This is a genomic window from Mediterraneibacter butyricigenes, assembly GCF_003574295.1.
Classification (GTDB): Bacteria; Bacillota; Clostridia; order Lachnospirales; family Lachnospiraceae; genus Mediterraneibacter_A; species Mediterraneibacter_A butyricigenes.
Map to the genome: position 1 here is coordinate 2,616,466 of NZ_BHGK01000001.1, position 21,917 is coordinate 2,638,382.

The 21,917-nt window shown below is 45.9% G+C and carries 21 protein-coding genes; 19 read left to right on the top strand and 2 right to left on the bottom strand.

Annotation, left to right across the window (positions count from 1 at the left end):
- Nucleotides 1–27: 27 nt before the first annotated feature.
- The 19 genes from KGMB01110_RS12905 to KGMB01110_RS12985 all read left to right on the top strand — a co-directional run bounded on the left by KGMB01110_RS12905 (nucleotide 28) and on the right by KGMB01110_RS12985 (nucleotide 19,352).
- Nucleotides 28–417: a type II toxin-antitoxin system HicB family antitoxin gene (locus KGMB01110_RS12905; protein ID WP_119298757.1), complete on the top strand. Its 390-nt coding sequence runs from the start codon at nucleotides 28–30 to the stop codon at nucleotides 415–417.
- Nucleotides 418–544: 127 nt separating this feature from the next.
- Nucleotides 545–994 (top strand): hypothetical protein, encoded by a 450-nt coding sequence (locus tag KGMB01110_RS12910; RefSeq protein WP_119298759.1) that lies wholly within the window; start codon nucleotides 545–547, stop codon nucleotides 992–994.
- Between the two features lie 494 nt (nucleotides 995–1,488).
- Complete coding sequence (locus KGMB01110_RS12915) at nucleotides 1,489–1,959, top strand: complex I 24 kDa subunit family protein (protein ID WP_117603764.1); 471 nt, start codon at nucleotides 1,489–1,491, stop codon at nucleotides 1,957–1,959.
- 14 nt (nucleotides 1,960–1,973) lie between these two features.
- Entirely contained in the window at nucleotides 1,974–3,866 is a 1,893-nt protein-coding gene (locus tag KGMB01110_RS12920; protein ID WP_119298761.1) for an NADH-quinone oxidoreductase subunit NuoF, read from the top strand.
- Nucleotides 3,867–3,879: 13 nt separating this feature from the next.
- Nucleotides 3,880–5,568: a [FeFe] hydrogenase, group A gene (locus KGMB01110_RS12925; protein WP_117888147.1), complete on the top strand. Its 1,689-nt coding sequence runs from the start codon at nucleotides 3,880–3,882 to the stop codon at nucleotides 5,566–5,568.
- A 45-nt stretch (nucleotides 5,569–5,613) separates the two neighbouring features.
- Entirely contained in the window at nucleotides 5,614–6,417 is an 804-nt protein-coding gene (locus KGMB01110_RS12930) for a carbon-nitrogen hydrolase family protein (RefSeq protein WP_117603761.1), read from the top strand.
- A gap of 67 nt (nucleotides 6,418–6,484) precedes the next feature.
- Entirely contained in the window at nucleotides 6,485–7,762 is a 1,278-nt protein-coding gene (locus KGMB01110_RS12935; protein WP_119298764.1) for a bifunctional folylpolyglutamate synthase/dihydrofolate synthase, read from the top strand.
- Between the two features lie 14 nt (nucleotides 7,763–7,776).
- Nucleotides 7,777–8,328: a GTP cyclohydrolase I FolE gene (gene folE, locus KGMB01110_RS12940; protein WP_119636897.1), complete on the top strand. Its 552-nt coding sequence runs from the start codon at nucleotides 7,777–7,779 to the stop codon at nucleotides 8,326–8,328.
- On the top strand, nucleotides 8,325–8,930 hold the full coding sequence (locus KGMB01110_RS12945; RefSeq protein ID WP_117603759.1) for an HD domain-containing protein: 606 nt from the start codon (nucleotides 8,325–8,327) through the stop codon (nucleotides 8,928–8,930). Before folE ends, KGMB01110_RS12945 begins: the two co-directional genes overlap by 4 nt.
- Nucleotides 8,927–9,760, top strand: coding sequence for a dihydropteroate synthase (gene folP, locus KGMB01110_RS12950; protein ID WP_119298766.1), 834 nt, complete (start codon nucleotides 8,927–8,929; stop codon nucleotides 9,758–9,760). The genes KGMB01110_RS12945 and folP overlap by 4 nt, the downstream gene beginning before the upstream one ends.
- Before the next feature lie 76 nt (nucleotides 9,761–9,836).
- Complete coding sequence (folK, locus tag KGMB01110_RS12955) at nucleotides 9,837–10,661, top strand: 2-amino-4-hydroxy-6-hydroxymethyldihydropteridine diphosphokinase (protein WP_117603796.1); 825 nt, start codon at nucleotides 9,837–9,839, stop codon at nucleotides 10,659–10,661.
- Between the two features lie 611 nt (nucleotides 10,662–11,272).
- Complete coding sequence (locus tag KGMB01110_RS15080) at nucleotides 11,273–11,449, top strand: hypothetical protein (RefSeq protein WP_170141730.1); 177 nt, start codon at nucleotides 11,273–11,275, stop codon at nucleotides 11,447–11,449.
- 108 nt (nucleotides 11,450–11,557) lie between these two features.
- On the top strand, nucleotides 11,558–12,595 hold the full coding sequence (locus KGMB01110_RS12960; RefSeq protein WP_117603757.1) for an ATPase, T2SS/T4P/T4SS family: 1,038 nt from the start codon (nucleotides 11,558–11,560) through the stop codon (nucleotides 12,593–12,595).
- Nucleotides 12,588–14,072: a hypothetical protein gene (locus KGMB01110_RS12965; RefSeq protein WP_117603756.1), complete on the top strand. Its 1,485-nt coding sequence runs from the start codon at nucleotides 12,588–12,590 to the stop codon at nucleotides 14,070–14,072. The genes KGMB01110_RS12960 and KGMB01110_RS12965 overlap by 8 nt, the downstream gene beginning before the upstream one ends.
- Nucleotides 14,073–14,286: 214 nt before the next feature.
- Nucleotides 14,287–14,442, top strand: a complete 156-nt coding sequence (locus KGMB01110_RS14980) for a hypothetical protein (RefSeq protein WP_156085451.1) — start codon at nucleotides 14,287–14,289, stop codon at nucleotides 14,440–14,442.
- A 1-nt stretch (nucleotide 14,443) separates the two neighbouring features.
- Nucleotides 14,444–14,899, top strand: a complete 456-nt coding sequence (locus KGMB01110_RS12970) for a hypothetical protein (protein WP_117603755.1) — start codon at nucleotides 14,444–14,446, stop codon at nucleotides 14,897–14,899.
- Nucleotides 14,900–14,959: 60 nt separating this feature from the next.
- A complete protein-coding gene (locus tag KGMB01110_RS12975) occupies nucleotides 14,960–15,292 on the top strand; it encodes a hypothetical protein (protein ID WP_117888151.1) in 333 nt (110 codons plus the stop codon).
- A gap of 19 nt (nucleotides 15,293–15,311) precedes the next feature.
- Nucleotides 15,312–15,950, top strand: a complete 639-nt coding sequence (locus tag KGMB01110_RS12980; protein ID WP_117603753.1) for a hypothetical protein — start codon at nucleotides 15,312–15,314, stop codon at nucleotides 15,948–15,950.
- The gene (locus KGMB01110_RS12985) at nucleotides 15,951–19,352 is read left to right on the top strand and encodes a right-handed parallel beta-helix repeat-containing protein (RefSeq protein ID WP_119298768.1); all 3,402 of its coding nucleotides are present in this window, start codon (nucleotides 15,951–15,953) and stop codon (nucleotides 19,350–19,352) included.
- Between the two features lie 76 nt (nucleotides 19,353–19,428).
- Here KGMB01110_RS12985 and aroA read toward each other — a convergent pair whose 3' ends face one another.
- Both aroA and KGMB01110_RS12995 read right to left on the bottom strand, forming a co-directional pair.
- Complete coding sequence (aroA, locus tag KGMB01110_RS12990) at nucleotides 19,429–20,721, bottom strand: 3-phosphoshikimate 1-carboxyvinyltransferase (protein ID WP_119298770.1); 1,293 nt, start codon at nucleotides 20,719–20,721, stop codon at nucleotides 19,429–19,431.
- A 21-nt stretch (nucleotides 20,722–20,742) separates the two neighbouring features.
- The gene (locus tag KGMB01110_RS12995) at nucleotides 20,743–21,840 is read right to left on the bottom strand and encodes a prephenate dehydrogenase (protein WP_117603750.1); all 1,098 of its coding nucleotides are present in this window, start codon (nucleotides 21,838–21,840) and stop codon (nucleotides 20,743–20,745) included.
- Nucleotides 21,841–21,917 lie beyond the last annotated feature (77 nt).

Below are 21,917 nucleotides of genomic sequence, written 5' to 3' on the forward strand. Positions count from 1 at the left end.
AAGCAGCAGTTTAAGGAGGTGTAGGTCATGGAAAAAAATATACCGGTATATCCGGTGGTGTTGTCTAAAGATGAAAAAGGCTATTTTGTGGCAATTCCGGATTTTGAAGTGTATACTGAGGGAAAAAACCTTGGTGATGCAATCTTCATGGCGAGGGATGCCATCGGCATTAATGCATTGCAGTTAGAAGACGAGGGAAAAGAATTGCCAGAGCCGTTTTCGAAAGAAATCGAAAAAGCGGAGGGTGATATCGTAACCCTGGTCGATGTTGACATCACTGAGTATCGGAGAAAAGAAAATCGGATGGTGCGGAAAAACTGCACCATACCGTATTATTTGAACGAAGAGGCAGAAAAAGCCGGAATTAATTTTTCACGCTTATTGCAGGACGCAATAAAGGAAAAACTTTGTTGTTGATATTGTAGAATAGCATGGTATAATTAACATGTTCGTTCAAGTACGTACCATTAAGAAAGGGCACCTTTGTCGTGGAAGGTGTTCTTTTTGATTCAGGGAGCATGCAAGACGAAATGGAGGAAGAAAAATGAAAAAGGGAATGTTTGCAGCAGTATTAATCGGATTGATGTTGACTGTATCAGGATGTGGCTTTTCTGATGGAGTAAAAGATGGAATGAAAGCCGCACAGAAAGAAGACGTGAATCCACTTATGGAAGCAGAAATTCAGGTGGGTGATGTAATGAATGGTCCCAGTGATAAAAAATTAGGTGAGTATGCCTATATAGAGGTTCCAATGAAAACCATGAAAAAGGTTACGATGGAACAGTACGCTGAGTTCTGCAATCAGAGAGTAAAAGACAGTGGTTATAATTGGTTCGCAATCGACTTCGGAGATGGAACAGGACTGCAGTTTGCAGGAAGCACTATAGATGTATCAACATATGGGACGTTGGACGAGGAAAAGTGTATTGTGGAAGATACCGGAGTGGTCATGCTGACCGGTGAGGACACGTATGAATATTCAGAGAGCGAATGATCTGTCTCCGAAAAAATAAAAAAGCTCTACTCAAAGGAGTAAAGCTCATATAAATAGAGAAGCTCACAAGGAAGAAGAACTTTAACATTCTTGCGGATCTTCCTTGTGATAGAATCAATATAACAGGAGCGGAAGAAAAAGGCAAGAAAAACCTGAAATTCCAACTCATGTAAAGTACGTTTGTTAGAAATGAGGGCGTTCCTGTAATCATACGGGACGCCATGTTTATTGCGTAATTGTAACCTTGGTTTATATTGACATCGCGGAGTACCGGAAAAAGAAGAAGCAAAATAAAAAGAGAAAAACAGGCGAAAAAAGATCGAAATGACAACATTTCGGTCTTTTTTTGCGTTTGTATAGAAAAATATACACGAATGATTGAGAAAAACAATTGATAAATTGTTCACAATCACCTATAATACACATACATTGATAAAAGATTAACCAATAAGGCGTAAAATTAAACAAAAAACGGGGAAAGAAGGAGGTAACTTATGGTAGATCAGACATGGTATGAAAAGACGGATGAGATCATTGCGATGCATGGAAATAAGCCATCGGCACTGATTCCCATTATCCAGGATATTCAGAGTGAATATCGATACCTGCCACCGGAGCTTTTGAACTATGTGGCGAAACAGATCGGGATCACAGAGGCAAAAGCATTCAGCGTGGCAACTTTTTATGAGAACTTTTCTTTTGAACCAAAAGGAAAATATGTGATTAAGGTCTGTGACGGAACAGCCTGTCATGTACGCAAATCCATTCCGATTCTGGAGCGGCTTTACAGTGAACTGGGATTGTCGAAAAACAAAGCGACCACAGATGATATGTTGTTTACTCTGGAAACGGTATCCTGTCTGGGTGCCTGTGGTCTGGCACCGGTTCTGACGGTGAATGATAAGGTATATCCGGCGATGACGCCTGATAAAGCATCGGAACTGATTCACGAACTGAGAGGATGAAAGGAGCGTATCTTATGCAGAAATTAGAAAAGAAAGAACAGTTGGATGAGCTTCGGGTGTCCTCGAAAGAGAGAATGGATCAGACAAGATGCAGGATTCTGATCTGTGCAGGAACCGGCTGTCTGGCAGGAGGATCCGGTGAGATCTACGAGAAAATGTGTGAGCTGGTCAAAGATCATCCGGAAGTGGAAGTAGAATTCGGAAAAGAGATTGCCCATGAAGGGGATGCAAAAGGAGTTGCGGTCAAGAAGAGCGGGTGTCATGGATTCTGTGAGATGGGACCTCTGATGCGGATTGAGCCCATGGGGCTGCTTTATACGAAAGTAAAAGTGAAAGATTGTGAAGAGATTTTCCACAGAACCATTGAAAAAGGAGAAATCATCCGTCATCTGCTGTATAAGCAGAACGGTATGGAATATCCGACCCAGGAAGAGATTCCGTTTTATAAAAAGCAGACCAGACTGGTGCTGAAAAATTGTGGACATATTGATGCGGAACACATGGAGGAATACATCGCCATTGGGGGCTACAAGGCGCTGGAAAAGGTATTATTTACCATGACTCCGAAAGAAGTGATTCAGGTTGTCAGTGACTCCAATCTGCGCGGACGAGGCGGCGGAGGCTTTGCGACCGGATACAAATGGCAGCAGGTGGCAAGACAGAAAGAGCCGGTTCATTACGTGGTATGTAACGGAGATGAGGGCGATCCGGGAGCTTTTATGGATCGAAGCATTATGGAAGGTGATCCTCATAAGATGATTGAGGGTATGATGATCGCAGCTTATGCAGTAGGAGCGGTAGAGGGATATATTTATGTGAGAGCAGAATATCCGCTTGCAATCTCAAGACTGAAGCTGGCGATTGAGCAGGCGGAGGAGAGAGGCCTTTTAGGAGATCATATCCTTGGCACTGATTTTTCCTTCCGGTTACATATCAACCGGGGTGCCGGAGCTTTTGTCTGTGGAGAAGGAAGCGCCCTGACGGCATCCATCGAAGGAAACCGGGGAATGCCCCGTGTGAAACCGCCACGTACCGTAGAGCAGGGATTATTCGGAAAACCAACGGTACTGAATAACGTAGAAACCTATGCCAATGTACCGATGATTCTGGAAAACGGAGCCGACTGGTATAAGAGCATCGGACCGGAGAAGAGTCCGGGAACCAAGGCGTTTGCGCTGACCGGAACGGTAAAAAATACCGGCCTGATCGAGGTACCGATGGGAACGACGCTCAGGGAAGTAATCTATGATATCGGCGGCGGAATGAAAGGAGACGGTGAATTTAAGGCAGTTCAGATCGGAGGACCTTCCGGTGGATGCCTGATCACCCCGCATCTGGATGTCTGTCTTGACTTTGATTCTCTGAAGAAGATGGGAGCCATGATCGGATCCGGTGGACTGGTGGTCATGGACACCAACACCTGTATGGTAGAGGTGGCGAGATTCTTCATGAATTTTACCCAAAATGAAAGTTGTGGAAAATGTGTGCCATGTCGGGAAGGAACCAAACGGATGCTGGAGATCCTGGAGCGGATCGTAGCCGGAAAAGGAACAGAAGAGGATCTGGATCTTCTGGAAGAACTGGCAGAGACTATTACGGAGACAGCACTTTGCGGGCTTGGAAAGAGTGCAGCCCTTCCGGTAATGAGCACCTTAAAACTGTTCCGGGATGAATATCTGGAGCATGTAAATGAGAAGAAATGCCGGGCACATAACTGTACGGCAATGCGGAAATATGTGATCAGTCCGGAACGGTGTAAAGGCTGTTCCAAATGTGCAAGAAACTGTCCGGTTGGTGCGATCAGCGGACAGATCAAAGAAGTATTTCATATTGATACGGAAAAATGTATCAAATGTGGTGCCTGTGAAAGTTCCTGTGCATTCGGTGCGATTCATGTAGAAGATTAAGGAGGCGGAAAAGATGGGATATATGACAATCAACAATCGACGTGTAACATTTGATCAGGAGAAAAATGTCCTTTCCGTGATCCGAAAATCCGGAATCGATCTGCCAACCTTTTGCTATCATTCCGAATTATCGACTTACGGCGCATGCCGGATGTGCGTGGTAGAAGACGACCGGGGAAAAGTATTTGCATCCTGCTCGGAAAAACCGAGGGACGGTATGGTGATCTATACCAATACCCCAAGATTACAGCACCATCGGAAAATGATTCTGGAGCTCTTATTGGCATCCCACAACCGGGATTGTACGACCTGCCGGAAGAATGGAATCTGTACCTTGCAGAAACTTTCCGTCCAGTTGGGTGTGAACTATGTCCGGTTTGAAAATAACAAGCCGCAGATCCCGCTGGATGAGAGTTCAGACTGTATCGTAAGAGATCCGAATAAATGTATTCTGTGCGGAGACTGTGTGAGAACCTGTGAGGAGCATCAGGGTCTGGGCATCCTGGAATTTGCTTACCGTGGTTCCAATATGCAGGTCATGCCGGCGTTTAACCGGAAAATCGGAGAGACTAATTGCGTGGGCTGTGGACAGTGTCGGGTGGTATGTCCGACCGGAGCCATCACGATTATGCACAATATCAGTCCGGTCTGGAAGCTGATCTATGATTCGAATGTCCGGGTTGTGGTTCAGATCGCGCCGGCAGTCCGGATTGCTATCGGTGATAAGTTCGGACTGCCGAAGGGAGAAAATGCACTGGGCAAACTGGTGGCAGCGCTTCGCCGCATGGGATTTGATGAGATTTACGATACGAATTTCGGTGCGGATCTGACGGTTATGGAAGAGTCCAAAGAACTGATGGAACGTCTGGAAAGCGGAGAAAATCTGCCGTTGTTCACTTCCTGCTGCCCGGCATGGGTGAAATACTGTGAAGATCAGTTCCCGGATCTGGCGAAACACATTTCCAGTTGCAGATCTCCGCAGCAGATGTTTGGAGCACTCTTAAAAGAAGAGGCAAGAGAGAACCGGGAAGATCAGAGAAAGACCATCGTGGTTTCTATTATGCCATGTACAGCGAAAAAAGCGGAAATTAAACGGCCGGAACACTGGACAGACGGAGAACAGGATGTGGACTATGTATTGACCACACAGGAAGTGTCGCGTATGATAAAAGAAGCAGGCATTGATCTGGCACAGTTAGAGCCGGAAGCTTTGGATATGCCGTTTGGTATTTCCTCGGGAGCCGGAGCCATCTTCGGAGTAACCGGAGGCGTGACAGAGGCTGTCTTAAGACGTCTGGTGAACAGTAATAAAGTAGCAGATCTGGAAGCAATCAGTTTTACCGGTATTCGTGGAGTGGAAGGCGTAAAAGAAGCCACCGTCACACTGGGTGAACGGGAAGTGAAGATTGCAGTGGTCAATGGCCTGAAATCAGCAGGAGAAGTGATGAAAAAGATCCAGTCGGGCGAGCTGTATTATGATTTTGTGGAAGTTATGGCATGCCGGAGAGGATGTATTACAGGTGGCGGACAGCCGGTACCGATCGGCCCGCGGACAAAGAAAGCAAGAGTAGAAGGGCTTTACCGGATTGATAATCTTGCCCAGATCAAGCTTTCCAATGAAAATCCGATCATTCAGTCCCTTTATGACGGAATGTTGAAAGGAAAAGAGCATAAGCTCCTGCATAACAATATTCAGAGATAATTTAGCAGGCATAAAGCCGTCAGCTACAGGAAAGAAGGAGTTCTTATGAGAGTGATACAGTTACAGATGCAGGTAAAAGAGACGAAGGACGAAGGGCTGAAAGCCCTGGAGGCAAGTCTTGAGAAGATCCGGGACAAACAGCCGGATCTGGTCTGCATCGGGGAAATGTTTCACTGCCCTTATGAGACTTCTTCTTTTCCTGTGTATGCAGAAAAAGAAGGCGGAGAGAGCTGGCAGTTTTTAAGTAATCTGGCGAAAAAGTATGGAATATATCTCTCGGCGGGAACCATGCCGGAGGTGGACGACAATGGAAAAGTTTACAATACGGCTTACGTGTTTGACCGGGAGGGGCGGCAGATTGCAAAGCACAGGAAAGCTTATCTGTTTGATGTGGATATCAAAGGCGGCCAGTACTTTAAGGAATCAGATACCCTGACAGCGGGAGATTCCTGTACGGTGTTTGACACGGAGTTTGGGAAAATAGGAATCTGCATCTGTTTTGATCTGAGATTTCCGGAACTGTCCAGAATGATGGTACAAAGGGGTGCAAAAGTGATTCTGGTACCGGCTGCATTTAACCGAACCACAGGGCCTGCCCACTGGGAGCTGTTGTTCCGGGCGAGAGCGGTCGATAATCAGTGTTTCTATCTGGGGACTTCCACTGCGAGAAATGAGCAGGCGGATTATGTGGCCTGGGGACATTCCTTATGCGTCTCACCCTGGGGAGAAATTCTAGGAGAACTGGGAGCGGAGGAAGGAATTCTTGAATCGGATCTGGATCTGGAACAGGTGGAACGCATCCGAAGCGAACTTCCGTTATTAGCGGCGCTTCGCACGGATATCCGGTAGGAAAAACAAATAAATTTGACACAGGCGTATGCTTGCGTGTATACTGTTCCTTGTTATGAGTAATGATATGACATACAAAGAAGCAAGGGTATATTTGGACGAAGTGTCGAAATACGGAAGTGTACTTAGCTTGGATACGATACGAAATCTTCTTGCGGAACTGAACAATCCTCAGGAAGATTTGCATTTTATTCATATTGCAGGAACGAACGGGAAGGGGTCTGTGCTTGCTTACACTTCTACGGTTTTAAGCGAGGCAAATTACCGGGTGGGACGCTACGTCTCCCCGACAGTTACGACTTACCTGGAGCGGATCCAGGTAGACGAGGAAATGATCCCGGAAGCAACGTTCGCAGAGCTGGTAGAAGAAGTAAAAGAAGCCATTGTGCGTCTCACAGAAGACGGCGGAGCCCATCCGACGGTCTTTGATATCGAGACGGCGGTGGCTTTTCTGTATTTTCAGAAAAAATCCTGTGATCTGGTGGTGCTGGAGACCGGACTTGGCGGGCTTCATGATTCAACGAACGTGGTCAAAAATACGGAGGTGGCCGCTTTTGCATCGATCAGTCGGGATCATATGAAATTTTTAGGCGACACACTGGAGAAGATCGCGAGAGAGAAAGCCGGGATCATAAAACCGGGCTGTTCTGTGGTAAGCGGGATCCAGAAACCGGAAGTAATGGAAGTCTTGAAGCAGGAAGCAAAGCGATGGAACGCTCCATTTTCTTCGGTGAAAAAAGAAGAACTCCAAAGCGGAGAACATTCTCTGGAAGGACAGAGATTTCAGTATAAAGGGATTGACAAGATCAGGCTGAAGATGCTGGGGGTCGTGCAGCCGGAAAATGCAGCCACAGCCTGTGAGATCATCTATGCGCTGCAAAAAAGAGGGTATCAGATTTCAAAAGAGGCACTGGAAAAAGGGCTTTCCAAAACCGTCTGGAAGGGAAGATTTACCTGTATCGCACAGAATCCGGTGGTAATCATTGATGGTGCCCACAACGAGAATGCGGCACTGCGTTTGAAGGAGACACTGGAGACCTATGGAGAGGGCAGAAAGGTTTTCGGGATTATGGGGGTGTTTCGGGATAAAGAATACGAAAAGATTGCAGCCTATATGGGACCGCTTCTTGAAAAGGTGTTTACCATTGATCTTCCCGATCCGAACCGGAGATTACCGGCAGAGGAACTGACAGAAGTGATGCGGCCATACTGTGAGGCAGTGACGGCGTACCAGGTAGAGACAGCACTGGATCTGGCGAGAAAAGAAGCAGGACCAAACGATGTGATCCTTGCATTTGGATCACTGTCTTATCTCGGACAGATGATAGAGCTGGCAGAAAGATGAGGATAAAGAAAAAAATGGATCAGGAAAAAATAAAGCAGGGTGTGAGACTGATACTGGAAGGTGTGGGCGAAGACCTGAACCGGGAAGGTCTGGTGGAGACACCGGATCGTGTGGCAAGGATGTATGAAGAACTGCTCGCGGGTCTGACGATGGACGGTTCGGAACATCTGCAGAAAACATTTTCTGTGGAGAATAATGAGATGGTGCTGGAAAAAGATATTACCTTTTATTCTCTATGTGAGCATCATCTGCTGCCGTTTTACGGAAAAGTACATATTGCCTATGTGCCGGACGGAAAAGTGGCTGGCTTAAGCAAACTGGCAAGGACGGTGGAGATTTTTGCGAGAAGACTGCAATTGCAGGAACAGATGACCGGACAGATTGCCGATGCACTGATGGACTATCTGAAACCGAAGGGTGTTATGGTTATGGTAGAAGCAGAACATATGTGTATGACCATGCGTGGAATCAAGAAACCGGGCAGCAAGACGGTGACCGTTGTAAAACGGGGAATCTTTCAGGAGGAGAAAGAACGCAGTGAGCTGTTCTTTCAGATGCTCCGATGAGGCGGGTACAGAAGATCTGGGAACATCCGCTGTATCAGGAAAATTATCAGAAGTTACAGGAAAAAGAGGCGGATCGGATTTATTGCCGACACGGGATCGATCATCTTCTGGATGTGGCACGGATCGCCTATATTCATAATCTGGAGGAATCCGACGGATATAGTAAAGCAGTGATCTATGCGGCGGCGCTTTTGCATGATATCGGAAGATATGAACAGTATGAATGGGGAATCCCTCATGAAAAATCAGGAGAGAGAATCGCAAGAGAGATTCTGGAAGATCTGAGAGAGGATTCCGGAATGCAGCTTTTCGGGGAAGAGGAGCAGCAGTTTATTCTGGAAGCGATTGCCAACCATCGGGGACAGAATGAAAGAAACTGCGGCAAAGAATATGATGGAACCCCTGGGAGCAAAATCCTCTGGGAAAGCGGGAAAAACTGTATGGAAGAAAACAGTGAAGAAGACAGAAGGATTGCGAAAAGCAGAAGGTTCATGGAATTAATCCACAGAAGCGATAAGGAATCCAGGCGTTGTTTTGACTGTAAGGCAGAAGCAACCTGTAAATGGGCAGAAGAAAAGAAAAATATGGAGGTCCGTATATGAAGATTGGAAATCGTGAATTTGACACCAAACATCATACTTATGTCATGGGAATTCTGAATGTGACACCGGATTCCTTTTCGGATGGTGGGAACTATGATCAGATAGATGCGGCATTGTTTCATGTAGAGCAGATGAAAAAGGATGGAGCGGATCTGATCGATGTAGGCGGAGAATCTACCAGACCAGGACATACTCAGATTTCGGATCAGGAAGAGATCAGTCGTGTAGTTCCGGTGATCGAGCGGATCAAAAAGGAAATCGATCTCCCGATTTCTGTAGATACCTACAAATCAGAAGTTGCGAAAGCAGCAATTGATGCCGGCGCAGACCTGATCAATGATATCTGGGGACTGAAATATGATCCGAATCTGGCAAAGGTCATTGCAGAGACGGAAGTGGCGTGCTGTCTGATGCACAACCGGACACTGCCGGAAGGAACGGAAGAGACAGGGACTGATGCGGGAAAACTGATGCAAGAGGTGATGGCAGATCTGAGGGAAACGCTCAGGCTTGCAAAAGAAGCAGGAATCCGGGATGAGAAAATTATGCTGGATCCGGGTGTTGGATTTGGAAAAACCTGTGAAATGAATCTTCAGGTGATGCATGAACTGGCTCAGTTTCAGACGTTTGGTTATCCTGTATTGCTGGGAACCTCCAGAAAATCAATGATTGGTCTGACACTGAATGTGCCGGTGGATCAGAGAGAAGAAGGAACGCTGGTAACTACAGTCATGGCGGTTCAGACAGGATGTGGATTTGTCCGGGTTCATGATGTGCTGAAGAATAAAAGAGCAATTCAGATGATGGAAGCAATCCGGGATGCAGTGTGAGTGCAGGCCGGTGCAGGAAGAAAAGGCAGGGAAAGTTGTGTTTTCCTGTAAAAAGGAGAGGAAAAGAGGGAAGATGATGGATAAGATTAAGATAAAAGATCTGGAAGTATATGCAAATCATGGTGTATTTCCGGAGGAAACAAAACTGGGACAGAAGTTTCTGGTGTCAGCAGATCTTTATACGGATGTACGAAAAGCAGGATGTACCGATGAGCTGGAAGAATCCACAGACTATGGTGCAGTGTGCCATTTTATCACAGAATATTTGCAGAAGCACACCTGGAAACTGATCGAGAGTGTGGCGGAGAATCTGACAAGAGAGATTCTTCTGACTTATCCATTGATCCGGGAAGCTGAAATCGAGATAAAAAAACCGTGGGCGCCGATCGGGCTGCCGCTTCAATCTGTTTCGGTGACGGTAAGACGTTCTTGGCATGAAGTTTATGTGGCGCTGGGATCGAACTTGGGCGATAAGCAAAAACATCTGGAGGATGCGGTGAAAGCACTGGATGAACTGGAGGACTGTAAGGTAGAAAAGGTTTCGGATTTCATCCGGACAGAGCCTTATGGGGTGACGGATCAGGATGAATTCCTAAATGGATGTCTGTGTCTGAAAACGCTGAAAACACCACTGGAATTGCTGGAAACACTACATGATCTGGAAAAAGCAGCAAAAAGAGAGCGGATCCGTCACTGGGGACCGAGAACGCTGGATCTGGATATTTTGTTCTATGATGATATCATCTGTCAGGAGCCGGAATTGTGTATTCCTCATGTGGATATGCAGAACCGGGATTTTGTGCTGAAACCGCTGAAACAGATTGCGCCTTATAAAAGACATCCCGGAACGTTGAAAACGGTGACAGAGATGGAGCAGGAGCTGGAAGAAAGAGTAAACTGACCGATTGAAATGGACATGCTCCGAAATCTGACTGAAAATGGGGTGAAGAAGTAACGGGAGCCTGTTGAAAAGCAGACTGAAAATTGCAAAAAGGGACAGGGCAAAATGAAAAATTTAAGATTCTGACTGTGTAAAGAATGTTGAAAATACAGGCTTTGCGTGGACAGAATCTTTTTTTGATGCAAAAATATGGAAAAATAAATTTGACAAGTGATAAAACGATGTGTACAATAGCGCATACAGATGGGATACAGTTCTTGTAATTCTTATCTGAAGCCGAAAGGCGTCTATGGCATCTGAACGGGCCGAAAGAGTTTTGGTGTTCAGGTTCAGATGTATCTTTTGCTTCAATTTCTGAAGCGCAATTCATTTTTATTTACGCGAAGCAACGAGCCAAAGTCTGTGTTTGTACAAGACCTTGGTGGTGCGAAGTGCCAGTGGCACTTGTTCAGCACCGAACGAAGTGGAACGTAGATGCTGCGAAACCTCGATAAATGCTTTGAGAGCGTGTTTTATGGATCATGATCATAAATGGTCATGAATGGGATAGAACATGGTTTAGGAAGGACAGGCATTTCCGGGGAAGAAAAGAAGAAAGGAGGTGAATCTTTATGAAAACCTTCATCGAAGAGTATGGACTAGTCGTGGTATCTATCATTGTGATCATGCTGATCGTTGTTGCTGCAACTCCGATTGGAACCAATCTGAAAGACGGGATTATGACGGCAATCGAAAAGCTGACGACAGCTCTGGGAACAGCAGTCTCTGTGACAGGAAATCCTGCATAGAAAGCAAAGTGTTCTGAAAAAGAAAACGAGCGGGAAAACCGGATGGACAGAATTGATATGGGTTTTCCCGCACATTTTACAAAAGAGAACAGAAGGGAATGAGCACAGATGAAACTTGCGGCGAATCAGTGGAAGATCACCGAGGCGCAGTATGGACCATTTTGGCCTTATATTCAGGATCCTGAGATTACGGATCTGAATTTTGACGGGCAAAGTCTCTGGGTGGAACATTTACAGAAAGGAATTTATAAGACAGAAGATGTTTTAGATCCGGAATTTGTGCAGAACTTTTGTGTCCGCATTTCCAATCTGGTGAATCTTCAACTGAATCAGTATGACAACGTGTTGGAGGCGGAATCGGATATCCTACGGATTTCAGTGATCCATCCCAGTGTGACGAGCCGGGACGGGTATGTGGTGTCGATCAGAAAAAGTCCGGCAAGATGCAGATTAACGGAAGAAAAGATGCGAAGAGAAGGTTACTGCACAGAAGAAATCTTAAATTTCCTGAAAAACTGTATCAGGGGACGGATGAATCTGGTGTTTTGCGGACAGCCGGGAGCGGGTAAGACAGAACTTCTGAAATATCTGACAGAGTATATTCCGAAAGAAGAGAAGACAATGACTATTGAGGATAATCTGGAAATTCATTACAGAGAACTGAATCCGGGGGCGAATTGTGTGGAATTGAAAGTCGAAGAGGGACGTTTTTCTTATACGAAGGCTATCAAGACGGCGCTCCGGCAAAATCCGCAGTGGGTGTTGCTGTCTGAGGCAAGATCGGTGGAAGTAAAATATCTTCTGGAATGTTTTTCAGCCGGGTTGAACGGGATGACCACGCTCCATACGGATGATGTAAGAAAGATTCCGGACCGGATCCAGAATATGATGCAGGACTATCAGGCGGCGACTCGTCTGGAAAATGATATTTACAGCTTTATCAATGTTGGGGTACTTCTTCGGAAAAAAATGATGCCGTCAGGAAGGATCAGGAGATATGTGGATCAGATCTGCATTTTTGACAGGATTGGTGGGAAGAATGTGTGTCAGCTTCTGGTGGAAGATGGAAAGATCCTGACAAGAGAGGTGAAAGGGAATGTGAAAAAGAAATTTTTAAGAGAGGGAGTGGAGGATCCATTTGGCTAAATACTGGAGAAACCGGGTAGAACTTACGGTAGTGATGGGTGTGTTTGCCTGGTTTTTGAAATTGAGAGTGGTTGGGATTGCAACGGTACTTCTTTTTCTGAATATTATTTACGGGAAGTGCTATGTCCTGAATCAGGAAAGAAAGCGGGAGAGAAAACGTTTCGAGGATGTAAGCTCTTACATGGAACAGATGTTAGCTTCTTTTTACCGAACGCCAAAGATTCTGTCCGCTTTGGAAGACACTAAAAGAATCTTTGAAGGAGACAGGGAAAGAACTTCGAGGGCAGAAAGAAGTGCAAAATCAGGAAGAATTTTGAAGCGGAGAAATGATGGGGAGTCTGCCGAAATGTATCCGGCAATTGAAGCTGCCATTTATCAGATCCGTACAGGAACAGAAGGCGGAGAAATTTATCGAAAAGCACTTGGTGAAATTGAGAAATCTTACGGATGCAGACGGCTTTATCGGATTCATGATTTTATGATCCGCGTGGAAAAGAACGGAGGAGATTGCAGAGAGTCTCTGGAATTGCTGACCGAAGACGGAAGACTCTGGAACCACCAGATTCAGGAAATGCTCAAAGAAAAGCAGCAGGTGGCGGTGAAAGCGACTTTGTGTGTGGGAATGGCGTTTCTGATCTGTGCACTGGCTGTTGCGATGCTTCCGGAAGATTTTGGTGTGGCCGGTCAGAGAATTTCACAGGTTGTGACGACCTTGGTTGTGATCTGCAATCTGTTTTTCTGGTATCTGGGAATGAAACTGTTGTGCGGGGATATTTTACACTCGGAAGAGCAGGAAGTCTCAGGACATACCTGGAGGCAATATGAAGATGTGATGCAAAACAGACCGGTCAGAGGGAAAAAGCTGGCATGGATCTGGGCGGTTGTACTGGGGATTTTTGGTGGAATCATGGCTGTAAAACAGGGCATATTTCCAGCGGCGACGTTATTTTTCCTGGCGTGGTTGCAGGTACTGTGGCCGGATTTTCGGAGAAAAAATGAAGAGAAAAAGATTCGACGAGAGGTAGAAAAAGCGTTTCCGGACTGGCTGCTGGGTGTGGCACTGTGCCTTCAGACAGATAATGTACAGGTCAGCCTTGCAAAGGCATCAAAAGAAGCTCCGAAAATCATGGAACGGGAACTTGCGAGGCTTCAGAAAAATCTTCAGGAAGATCCCGTGTCCATTGAACCTTATCTGAAATTTTTTGCCTCACTAAAAATACCGGAGATTACATCGGCTATGAGAATGCTGTACGGAATGGAAACTTCCGGTGCAGGAGATCTGCAAAGACAGTTACAGGATTTGGCGAAAAAGGATCTTTCCATGCAAAGCAGGGCGGAGAAAATGCGAACGGAAGACATGATCTCCGGTGTGGGATTTCTGTCCTTGTTTCCGATGCTGACAGGTGTGGTGAAGCTGTTGACAGACCTGATGCTGGTCATCCTGTATCTGGTATCCACGCTCCGAATCGAAGGCTGAGAGAGAAAGAAGAGACAGAAAGAAATAAGAAGAATAAATGATCGGGAAAAGAGCAACAGGAAGATGAGAAGAAAAATAAGATAAGAAGAAAAAGAAGAGAAGAGGTACAAAAGATGAAAGAGATTACGGAAGAATATGCAGGGGCAGTTGCATTTGTGCTTACAGGGGGACTGATTTTACGCGTGTTTGGCGAGGTCCTGCGGATGGTGAGCTTATGAAAGAAATGGTGGAAGAATATGGAGGCGTCATTCTGGCGGCTCTTACAGGCGGAATCATACTGGCACTTCTGGTAACCGGTGTGCGGACTGATGGAGGATTCAGGGAACTTCTGTTACTTTTCTTCCGGGGGATCGGAACAGAGGTGGCGTGAGATGAGAGCAATCACAGGAGAATACGGAAGAGTTGTAACGGCTGTTCTTATGACCGTGCCATTGATCGGAATACTGGCTTGGGGAAAGGTCTGGGATTTTGACGGAATAAAACGGATGGATGTGCCGGAAGAGACGAAAGCAGTGTGTGCGATCACAGAAAGACAACAGCCTGTGATCCGTGTGAGAAGAGGAAAGTTAGAAGGATATCAGAACTGTAATCTTTTGCAGGCACTGGATATAAGTGGACAAAATGCGGAAGGGGAAAGTCTGCCGGTGCAGTTACTGTCTCTGAAAGATGAAAATGGAAAAGAATTGTTGAAACGGGAAGAATCAGGAATAGATTGCGGGGAAATGATGCTTTCGCCGGGATATTATGATCTGACGATGAGAGCGGAAGAAAAATACGAAGGTGTAGTGTATAAAACGGAACTGATGTATCGGTTTACGGTAGACTGACTTTGAAAAGATAAATTCCGGGAATGATCAGAGGAACTTCCCGGAGAAAGAGGAAGAAGCGTGAAAGGTGCGGTAGAGACCATGATGGGAATTCTGATGCTTGCGTGGATGGCTGTTTTTGGGACGCTGTATATTACGGCATCATTGAATACACAACAGGCACAGCGGTATCATGCGGCGGTAGTGGCAGAGATCGAGGCTTCCGGGCTGGCGGATTCGGTGATCGAAAGCTGTAAGGAGCAGGCGATAAAAAATGGATACAGCAGTCTGGATGTGAAAAAAATCCAGACAATCTATGGCTATCCCTGTGCTTTGGTAGAACTGGATTACAGGTATACGATTCCGGTTCTGGATCTTTTGCTGGATCACCATATAAAAGGGTATGCGCGTTGAGCAAGAAGGAGAAGAGAAAATGAAGTATGCGGTGGCAGGAATGACGGGACTTGGAATCTTACTTTTGGCGGGAGTGACGATCCAGACGGTTCAGACAAAGGCAGTCCGGCAAAATGAACTGGATACAGCACTTTCCAATGCGATGCGGCGTTCTATGGAGACGGTGTCTACAAATCCGGTTTATCCGATTCAATCAGAAGAGGAATTAAAAGCGGATGTGGTGGAATATTTCAGTGAATCCCTCAAGGGAAATGGAACCTATCAAATCAGTTTTGGGGCAGCAGATCTGGAACACGGAATTTTGAATGTAAGAGCAGAACAAACTTATGCACAGGCGATAGGAAGCGGGAAAGTTTCGGCAGAGAAAACTGTGATCCTGGAAGAATATCAGAAGAAAAAAGGAGAATATTTTACCGTTTGTTTTCTGGATAGCAACGGCAGGGTGATCAAGCAGGTGAGGATGCATGGTGGTGATTTTCTGTCGGCAGATGTTTTACCGGCGGGCTATCTGAAAGAGGCAGGAAAAAGTTTTCTAGGGTGGAAGAAAACCGGAGAGGAGAGTTTGTGGCTTTATACAGAAGAACTTCTGGAAAAGATACCGGTTCTTTCTGACATGGAATTTGTCGGTGTGGTGGAAGAAAGAGAGGAACAGACTTAAATGCGGCGAAAGAGTGTGTGGAAGATTCTTTGTTTTATTCTGCTTTTTCTGTATGGAACCCAGACGGTACTGGCAGCAGGGGGGAAACGGCAGAGGGAGAATCTGTCTGTCTCCGGCGGAGAAATGTCAAAAGTGGTATTGAAGGAGAACGATGCGAACGGGACAGAAACAAGGGGAGTGGCTGAGAATGAAACGGAAGAAACGGAAACAGAAAATGGAAGAACAGAAATGGAAGGAACAGAAGTGGATGAGGCAGAAAGTGAAGGGGCAGAAAAAGAACAGAAAGACGGGGAATGGGAAGATGCAGCACAAGACGGGAAGGAAGAAATAACAGAAGACAATGGGGGAGATGTACAGTCTGATTCAGGAAATGCAGAAGAATGCATCACAGGGTATTCTGGTGATGGACGGGCGGGGACAGACGTTCTTACTTACCGGGCGTATTGTCAAAGTTACGGATGGAAAGACTGGACAGGAAATGGAACTGTATCCGGAACGCTAAATGAAGCGAAACGGTTGGAAGCGCTGGAAATAAAAACAGAGGGGCTTTCGGGAGTAGGGGTCAGATACCAGGCACATGTACAGTCGATTGGATGGCAGGGATGGAAACAGAATGGTGAAACAGCCGGAAGCGTAGGACAGTCTCTGCGTGTCGAGGCAATCCGTATAGAGCTGACCGGGATAAATGCCGGAAAATATGATATATATTATCGGGCGTACTGTCAGACATATGGGTGGCTTGACTGGGCGAAGAACGGACAACTGTCTGGAACGATCGGAATGTCTAAGAGAATGGAAGCGTTTCAGATCCTGCTTCAGGAAAAAGGCGGGGCCGCACCTGGGAGTACGTCAGATCCTTATCGCAGTTCTTATGTAGCCAGAATCGGAAACAGCTATTATACAACGCTAAAGCAGGCGTTGGAGCAGGCGGCATCTGGCGCAAAAATCTATGTCTGTCAGAACTGTACATTTGGAGACACCCTGATCAACAAATCCTTTTCCGTGATCCCGGAGGAAAAAGACATTACGATAACGTATGCTCCGGTGGATCAGAATGAGGCAAATGATTCGGCGGGAATGTTTCGCTCCGGTATGGATCAGAATTATATCTGGGAGTTTGGTTCGGATAACTGTAAATTATATCTGAACGGAAACGGATATTGTAATACTGGAGTGATTTGTGCACCGGGAACGGTGACTCTTAAAAATACTACGGTTTCCGGAAGTAGGACAAATGGAATTTTTTCCTATGGAGGAACTATCCGGCTGGGCCAGGGATCGGGGATTCATCAATGCAAACATTCCGGAGCCGTTTCTATTACAGGAACGATCGAGATGAGCGGTGGAGTCGTCCAGTCGATGAGTGGAGATGGCCTTCGGGCAAAAACAGTAAAGGTTCAGGGAGGTACGATTCAGAATAACGGAGGAAATGGTGCAGCGACCACGTCGGAGGCGGGTTCTACCAGTATGACGGTTTCGGGTGGAAGTATACGGAATAATTCCGGAAACGGGATTTATCTGGGATCTCAGAATAAGCAGGCTGTGCTGGAAATGACCGGAGGAACTGTGGAACAAAACAAAGGGTATGGAATCCTGCATCCGGGAAACGGAAAGACTGCGATAAAAAACGGAGAACTGAAGCAGAATCAGAAAGGCGGGATCCGGTCTATGACAGACTGTAGCTTTTCGGGAGGTGTGGTTTCGGGCAATCTGGGGACAGAAGGCGGTGGAATTTATGTGGGAAGTACTTTGGAGATGACAGGAGGAACCATAAGCAGTAATCAGGCGAATAAGGGCGGAGGAATCTTTATCGGTTCAGGGAAAACTGCAAAGATCCGGGGAGGAAAGATTACGGGGAATCAGTCTGCAAATACAGGGAGCGGAATCTATCAGAACGGTACACTGATTCTTATGGAAGATGCCTGCGTAAGCGAAGATAACGAGGTCTATCTGGAAGGCGGAAACTACGCACAGGTATCCGGAAAACTGCTACAGAAAAAGGTGGCGAGACTGACGCCTTCTTCGTATGCCCTGAAACGTCTCTGTGTAAAAAGAACAGATGGTGGAAAAGCATCGGAAATCTTTGAACAATTTATGCTGACTGAGAACTCTCCTTATTTGCTGCGGCCTGGAGATTATCAGTCAGGAACCGGGAAGGCGGCAGATACGGAAGTTGTGCTCAGTCGAAGTTATCCGGTGGAGTACAGAAAAAATCTGGAAGAGGATGTGGAAAAACTGCCGGGTTCTGGGAAAAAATACTGGCAGGAGATCTATAAGATCCCGGAAAATGTACCAGAAGCCACAGGAAGAACTTTCCGTGGCTGGGATGAAACCGCACTTTCACTGAAAGACAAAAAGAATCCCAAATATCAGGCGGGAGATAAGATCGCCGTAGATATAAATCAGGCAATCACATTGTATGCGGCATGGAAGGATACGAATCATCCGCCGGTATTGTATGCGGAGCGGAAACTGGATTTTCTGGAAGGGGAAACTGTGACGAAAGAGATGCTTTTAGCTGCGGTTCGTGCAGAGGATGAAGAGGACGGAGATCTGACGGATAAGATTCAGATCAAATGGATTCGATACGGGGCAGGAAGAGTGCAGAATGGACAGACGCTCCCGGAGACAACCGTAGAATATGAATCGGATATGTCGGAGGAGGAACGTCTGGATACCTGGTTTATGGAACTACCGAAGGAAAGTTCCCCGGCGGAACACCGGATATGTTATTACGTGGAAGATGGGAATCAGGCAGGGGTTTCCATGGAATGCACGATCCGTGTGCGCTACAATGAATTTCCGGAGATTGAGACAGAAGACCGGTATTTTACACTGGAAGAAGCGAAAAACGGAGCAATTACACAGGAAGAACTGCTTGCTCGTGCTCTGGAAAAGAAAAAGGTAAAAATATCGGATAAAGAACTGGACGCAAAGGAACCGGGAAAGTTAAAGGAACATCTGGAACTGACCGGATTTGATCCGGAAGAATTCCGAAAGTTTCAAAAAAGCGGATATGTGGTTCTGGGATATCGGGTGTATGACGGCATTGGCCCGGATGGTACAGGAAAGGAAACCAGATGCCAGTTTACGGTTCATGTGATAGAAGACGGAGAAGTGGCAGAAGCGAAGCCTGTGAGATACGTCCGTTTTATTAATATGAAAATGTACCATCAGTCAGAGGAAACAGGAGGACTGAATGAGAATTCAAAATGGTATCAGGATGGGGAATGTAAAGAATTGTTGCAGAATACCTGGAAGGAAGAAAAGGCGGATCTTTTTACATTTGACCAGGCAAAGTGTGAGAAAATGAAACAATATATAGAGATACATGGAATCGGCAACAGTGTGGAAGAACAGGGATTACAGGGATTCTATAAACTGATGAAAAAGAAGGAATAAATGAAGAAAAGAAAAAGTCCGGAAAGTACAGAGTGCAGCAGCAAATTGTACTCTCCGGGGAAAATTTATACAGAATTTAGAGTAACTGCTCAAAAGTATCGTAAAAAGATGGATAAGATACATCGACACAATGGCTGTCAAGAATTTTGGTATTTCCCTCTGCAATCAGAGCGGCAATGGAAAATGCCATGGCAATTCGATGATCTAAAAGGGTGTGGATGGTTGCTCCCTTCAGCTTACTTCCGCCTTTAATAACCATACCGTCATTGGTTGGAAGAACTTCGCACCCCATAGCTTTTAAGTTGTCAGTGACTGTTTCAATCCGGTTGGTTTCCTTTACCTTTAATTCAGCGGCATCACGGATGAAGGTTGTTCCTTCGGCGGCAGCAGCCATGACAGCGATGATCGGAATTTCATCGATCAGAGTCGGGATGATTGCCCCCTCAATGGTGGTTCCGTGAAGCTTGCTGGTGCGGACCAGAATGTCTGCAACAGGTTCTCCGGCAGAGGTATGTTCATGAAGCAGAGAAATATCTCCGCCCATTTCTTCGCAGATTTTTAAAATACCGGCACGGGTAGAGTTGATTCCTACGTTCTGGATCAGGATCTCAGAATCCGGCACCAAAAGTCCGGCTGCAATGAAATAGGCAGCGGAAGAAATATCTCCGGGAACCGTGATCTGTTGTGCATAAAGTTCTTCGCAGGAGCGGACAGAGGCAGTCGCTTTTGTTCCTCCGATCTCAAAAGTGGAACGAATCGGTGCTCCGAACTCTTTTAACATCAATTCTGTATGATTCCTGGAGAGAGCCGGTTCCGTGACAGAAGTTTCACCGTCGGCATAGAGACCGGCCAGGAGAATGGAAGATTTTACCTGGGCGGATGCGACGGGGGAGTCGTAGTGGATTCCGTGAAGTTCTCCGGGCGCAATGAACAGTGGAGCGCAGTTGTTACCGGCAACACTGGAGATATTTGCCCCCATCTGAGTCAGAGGGGTAATGATACGTTTCATTGGGCGGGAGTTCAGAGAATCGTCTCCGGACAAAGTGGTTTCGAAAGACTGACCGGCCAGGATTCCCGAGATCAGTCGGGTAGTTGTTCCACTGTTTCCTACATTTAAAGTACAGGAAGGTTTGGAAAGTCCGTGAAGTCCTTTGCCGTGGACATAAACAGAAGTTTCTTTTTCTTTGATTTCAATTCCCATATTGCGGAAACAGTCGATCGTGGAAAGGCAGTCTGCACCATTTAAAAAATGGTGAATCTCAGTGGTGCCTTTGGCAAGAGCACCAAACATTACGGCACGATGGGAAATAGATTTATCTCCCGGTACGGTAATCTTTCCTTTTAAACCTGTGATATTACTTAATTCCATAGTGTGTATCCTCGTTTTTCTTTATTGATCATAAACCGTATAGTGGTATTTCTTCAGGAGTACGGATGCCCGTTCCAGAGCATCATGATCATAAAATTCGATATGAAGGACTCCGTCTTCAAATTCCCGGTTATGAATAATTCCGATATTTTTAATACTGATATTGTTGCTGGCAAGAATGGTTGCGATCGCAGCGATTCCACCGGCCTCATCTACGATGTCACAGTAAATGTCATTGAATTTTTTGATCGGCCCGGAGGAATTGCCAGGAATAGAATTCCGGTAATCTCTGGATGACTGGAACATTCGATAGAGTTCTCTTTCATCACTTTCGTCGATCGAGGATTTTACATTCTGGAGTTCGTGGATGTAAGCGTCAAGGATCTCGGAAATATAAGTCTTGTTTTTTAAACAGATCTGCTGCCACATAACCGGAGAGGAAGAGGCGATCCGGGTAATGTCTTTAAAACCTCCGGCAGCCATGTTTTTCATCAGTTCATCCTTTGTATCGGTATCGCGAACCAGGTTGACAAGCGAGGAAGCGATAATGTGAGGCAGATGGCTGATGGTACCGGTAATGAAGTCGTGTTGTTTATAATCCAGGATCAGTGGGATTGCATGGATCAGGGTGATAAGCTCGCGGTATTCTTCCACTTTTTCCTTTGGAACGGATTCGGTAGGTGTCATTACATAATAAGCATTTTCTAAAAGAAGCGCTTTGGAGTTGACAAATCCTGTTTTTTCAGAGCCAGACATCGGATGTCCGCCGATAAAACAGTCTTCCATACCGAGACGTGCGATCTCTTCATGAATCGAAGTCTTTACGCTGCCCACATCGGTAAGAATACATCCGGGGGTAATCACATCCTTTAATTGGCAAAGATATGCGTTGTTATAGGAAATGGGTGCGCAAAGAAAAATATAGTCACAGTTTTGAAAATTATCATCGATGCCAGAACAGGAAGTATTGATGGTGCCTTCCTGGATTGCAAGTGCCAGTGCTTCTTTATTTTTATCGAAGGCAACAATCTGACAATCCGGTACGTACTGTCGAATCGCTTTGGCTACGGAGCCACCGATCAATCCCAGACCGACAAACCCTGCTTTTTGTAAATTCATAATGTGTATCTCCTTTTGGTGTCGAGTAGTATCAATTTCTCAACATATTGTAGCATTTTTAGAAAGAAACGTAAACC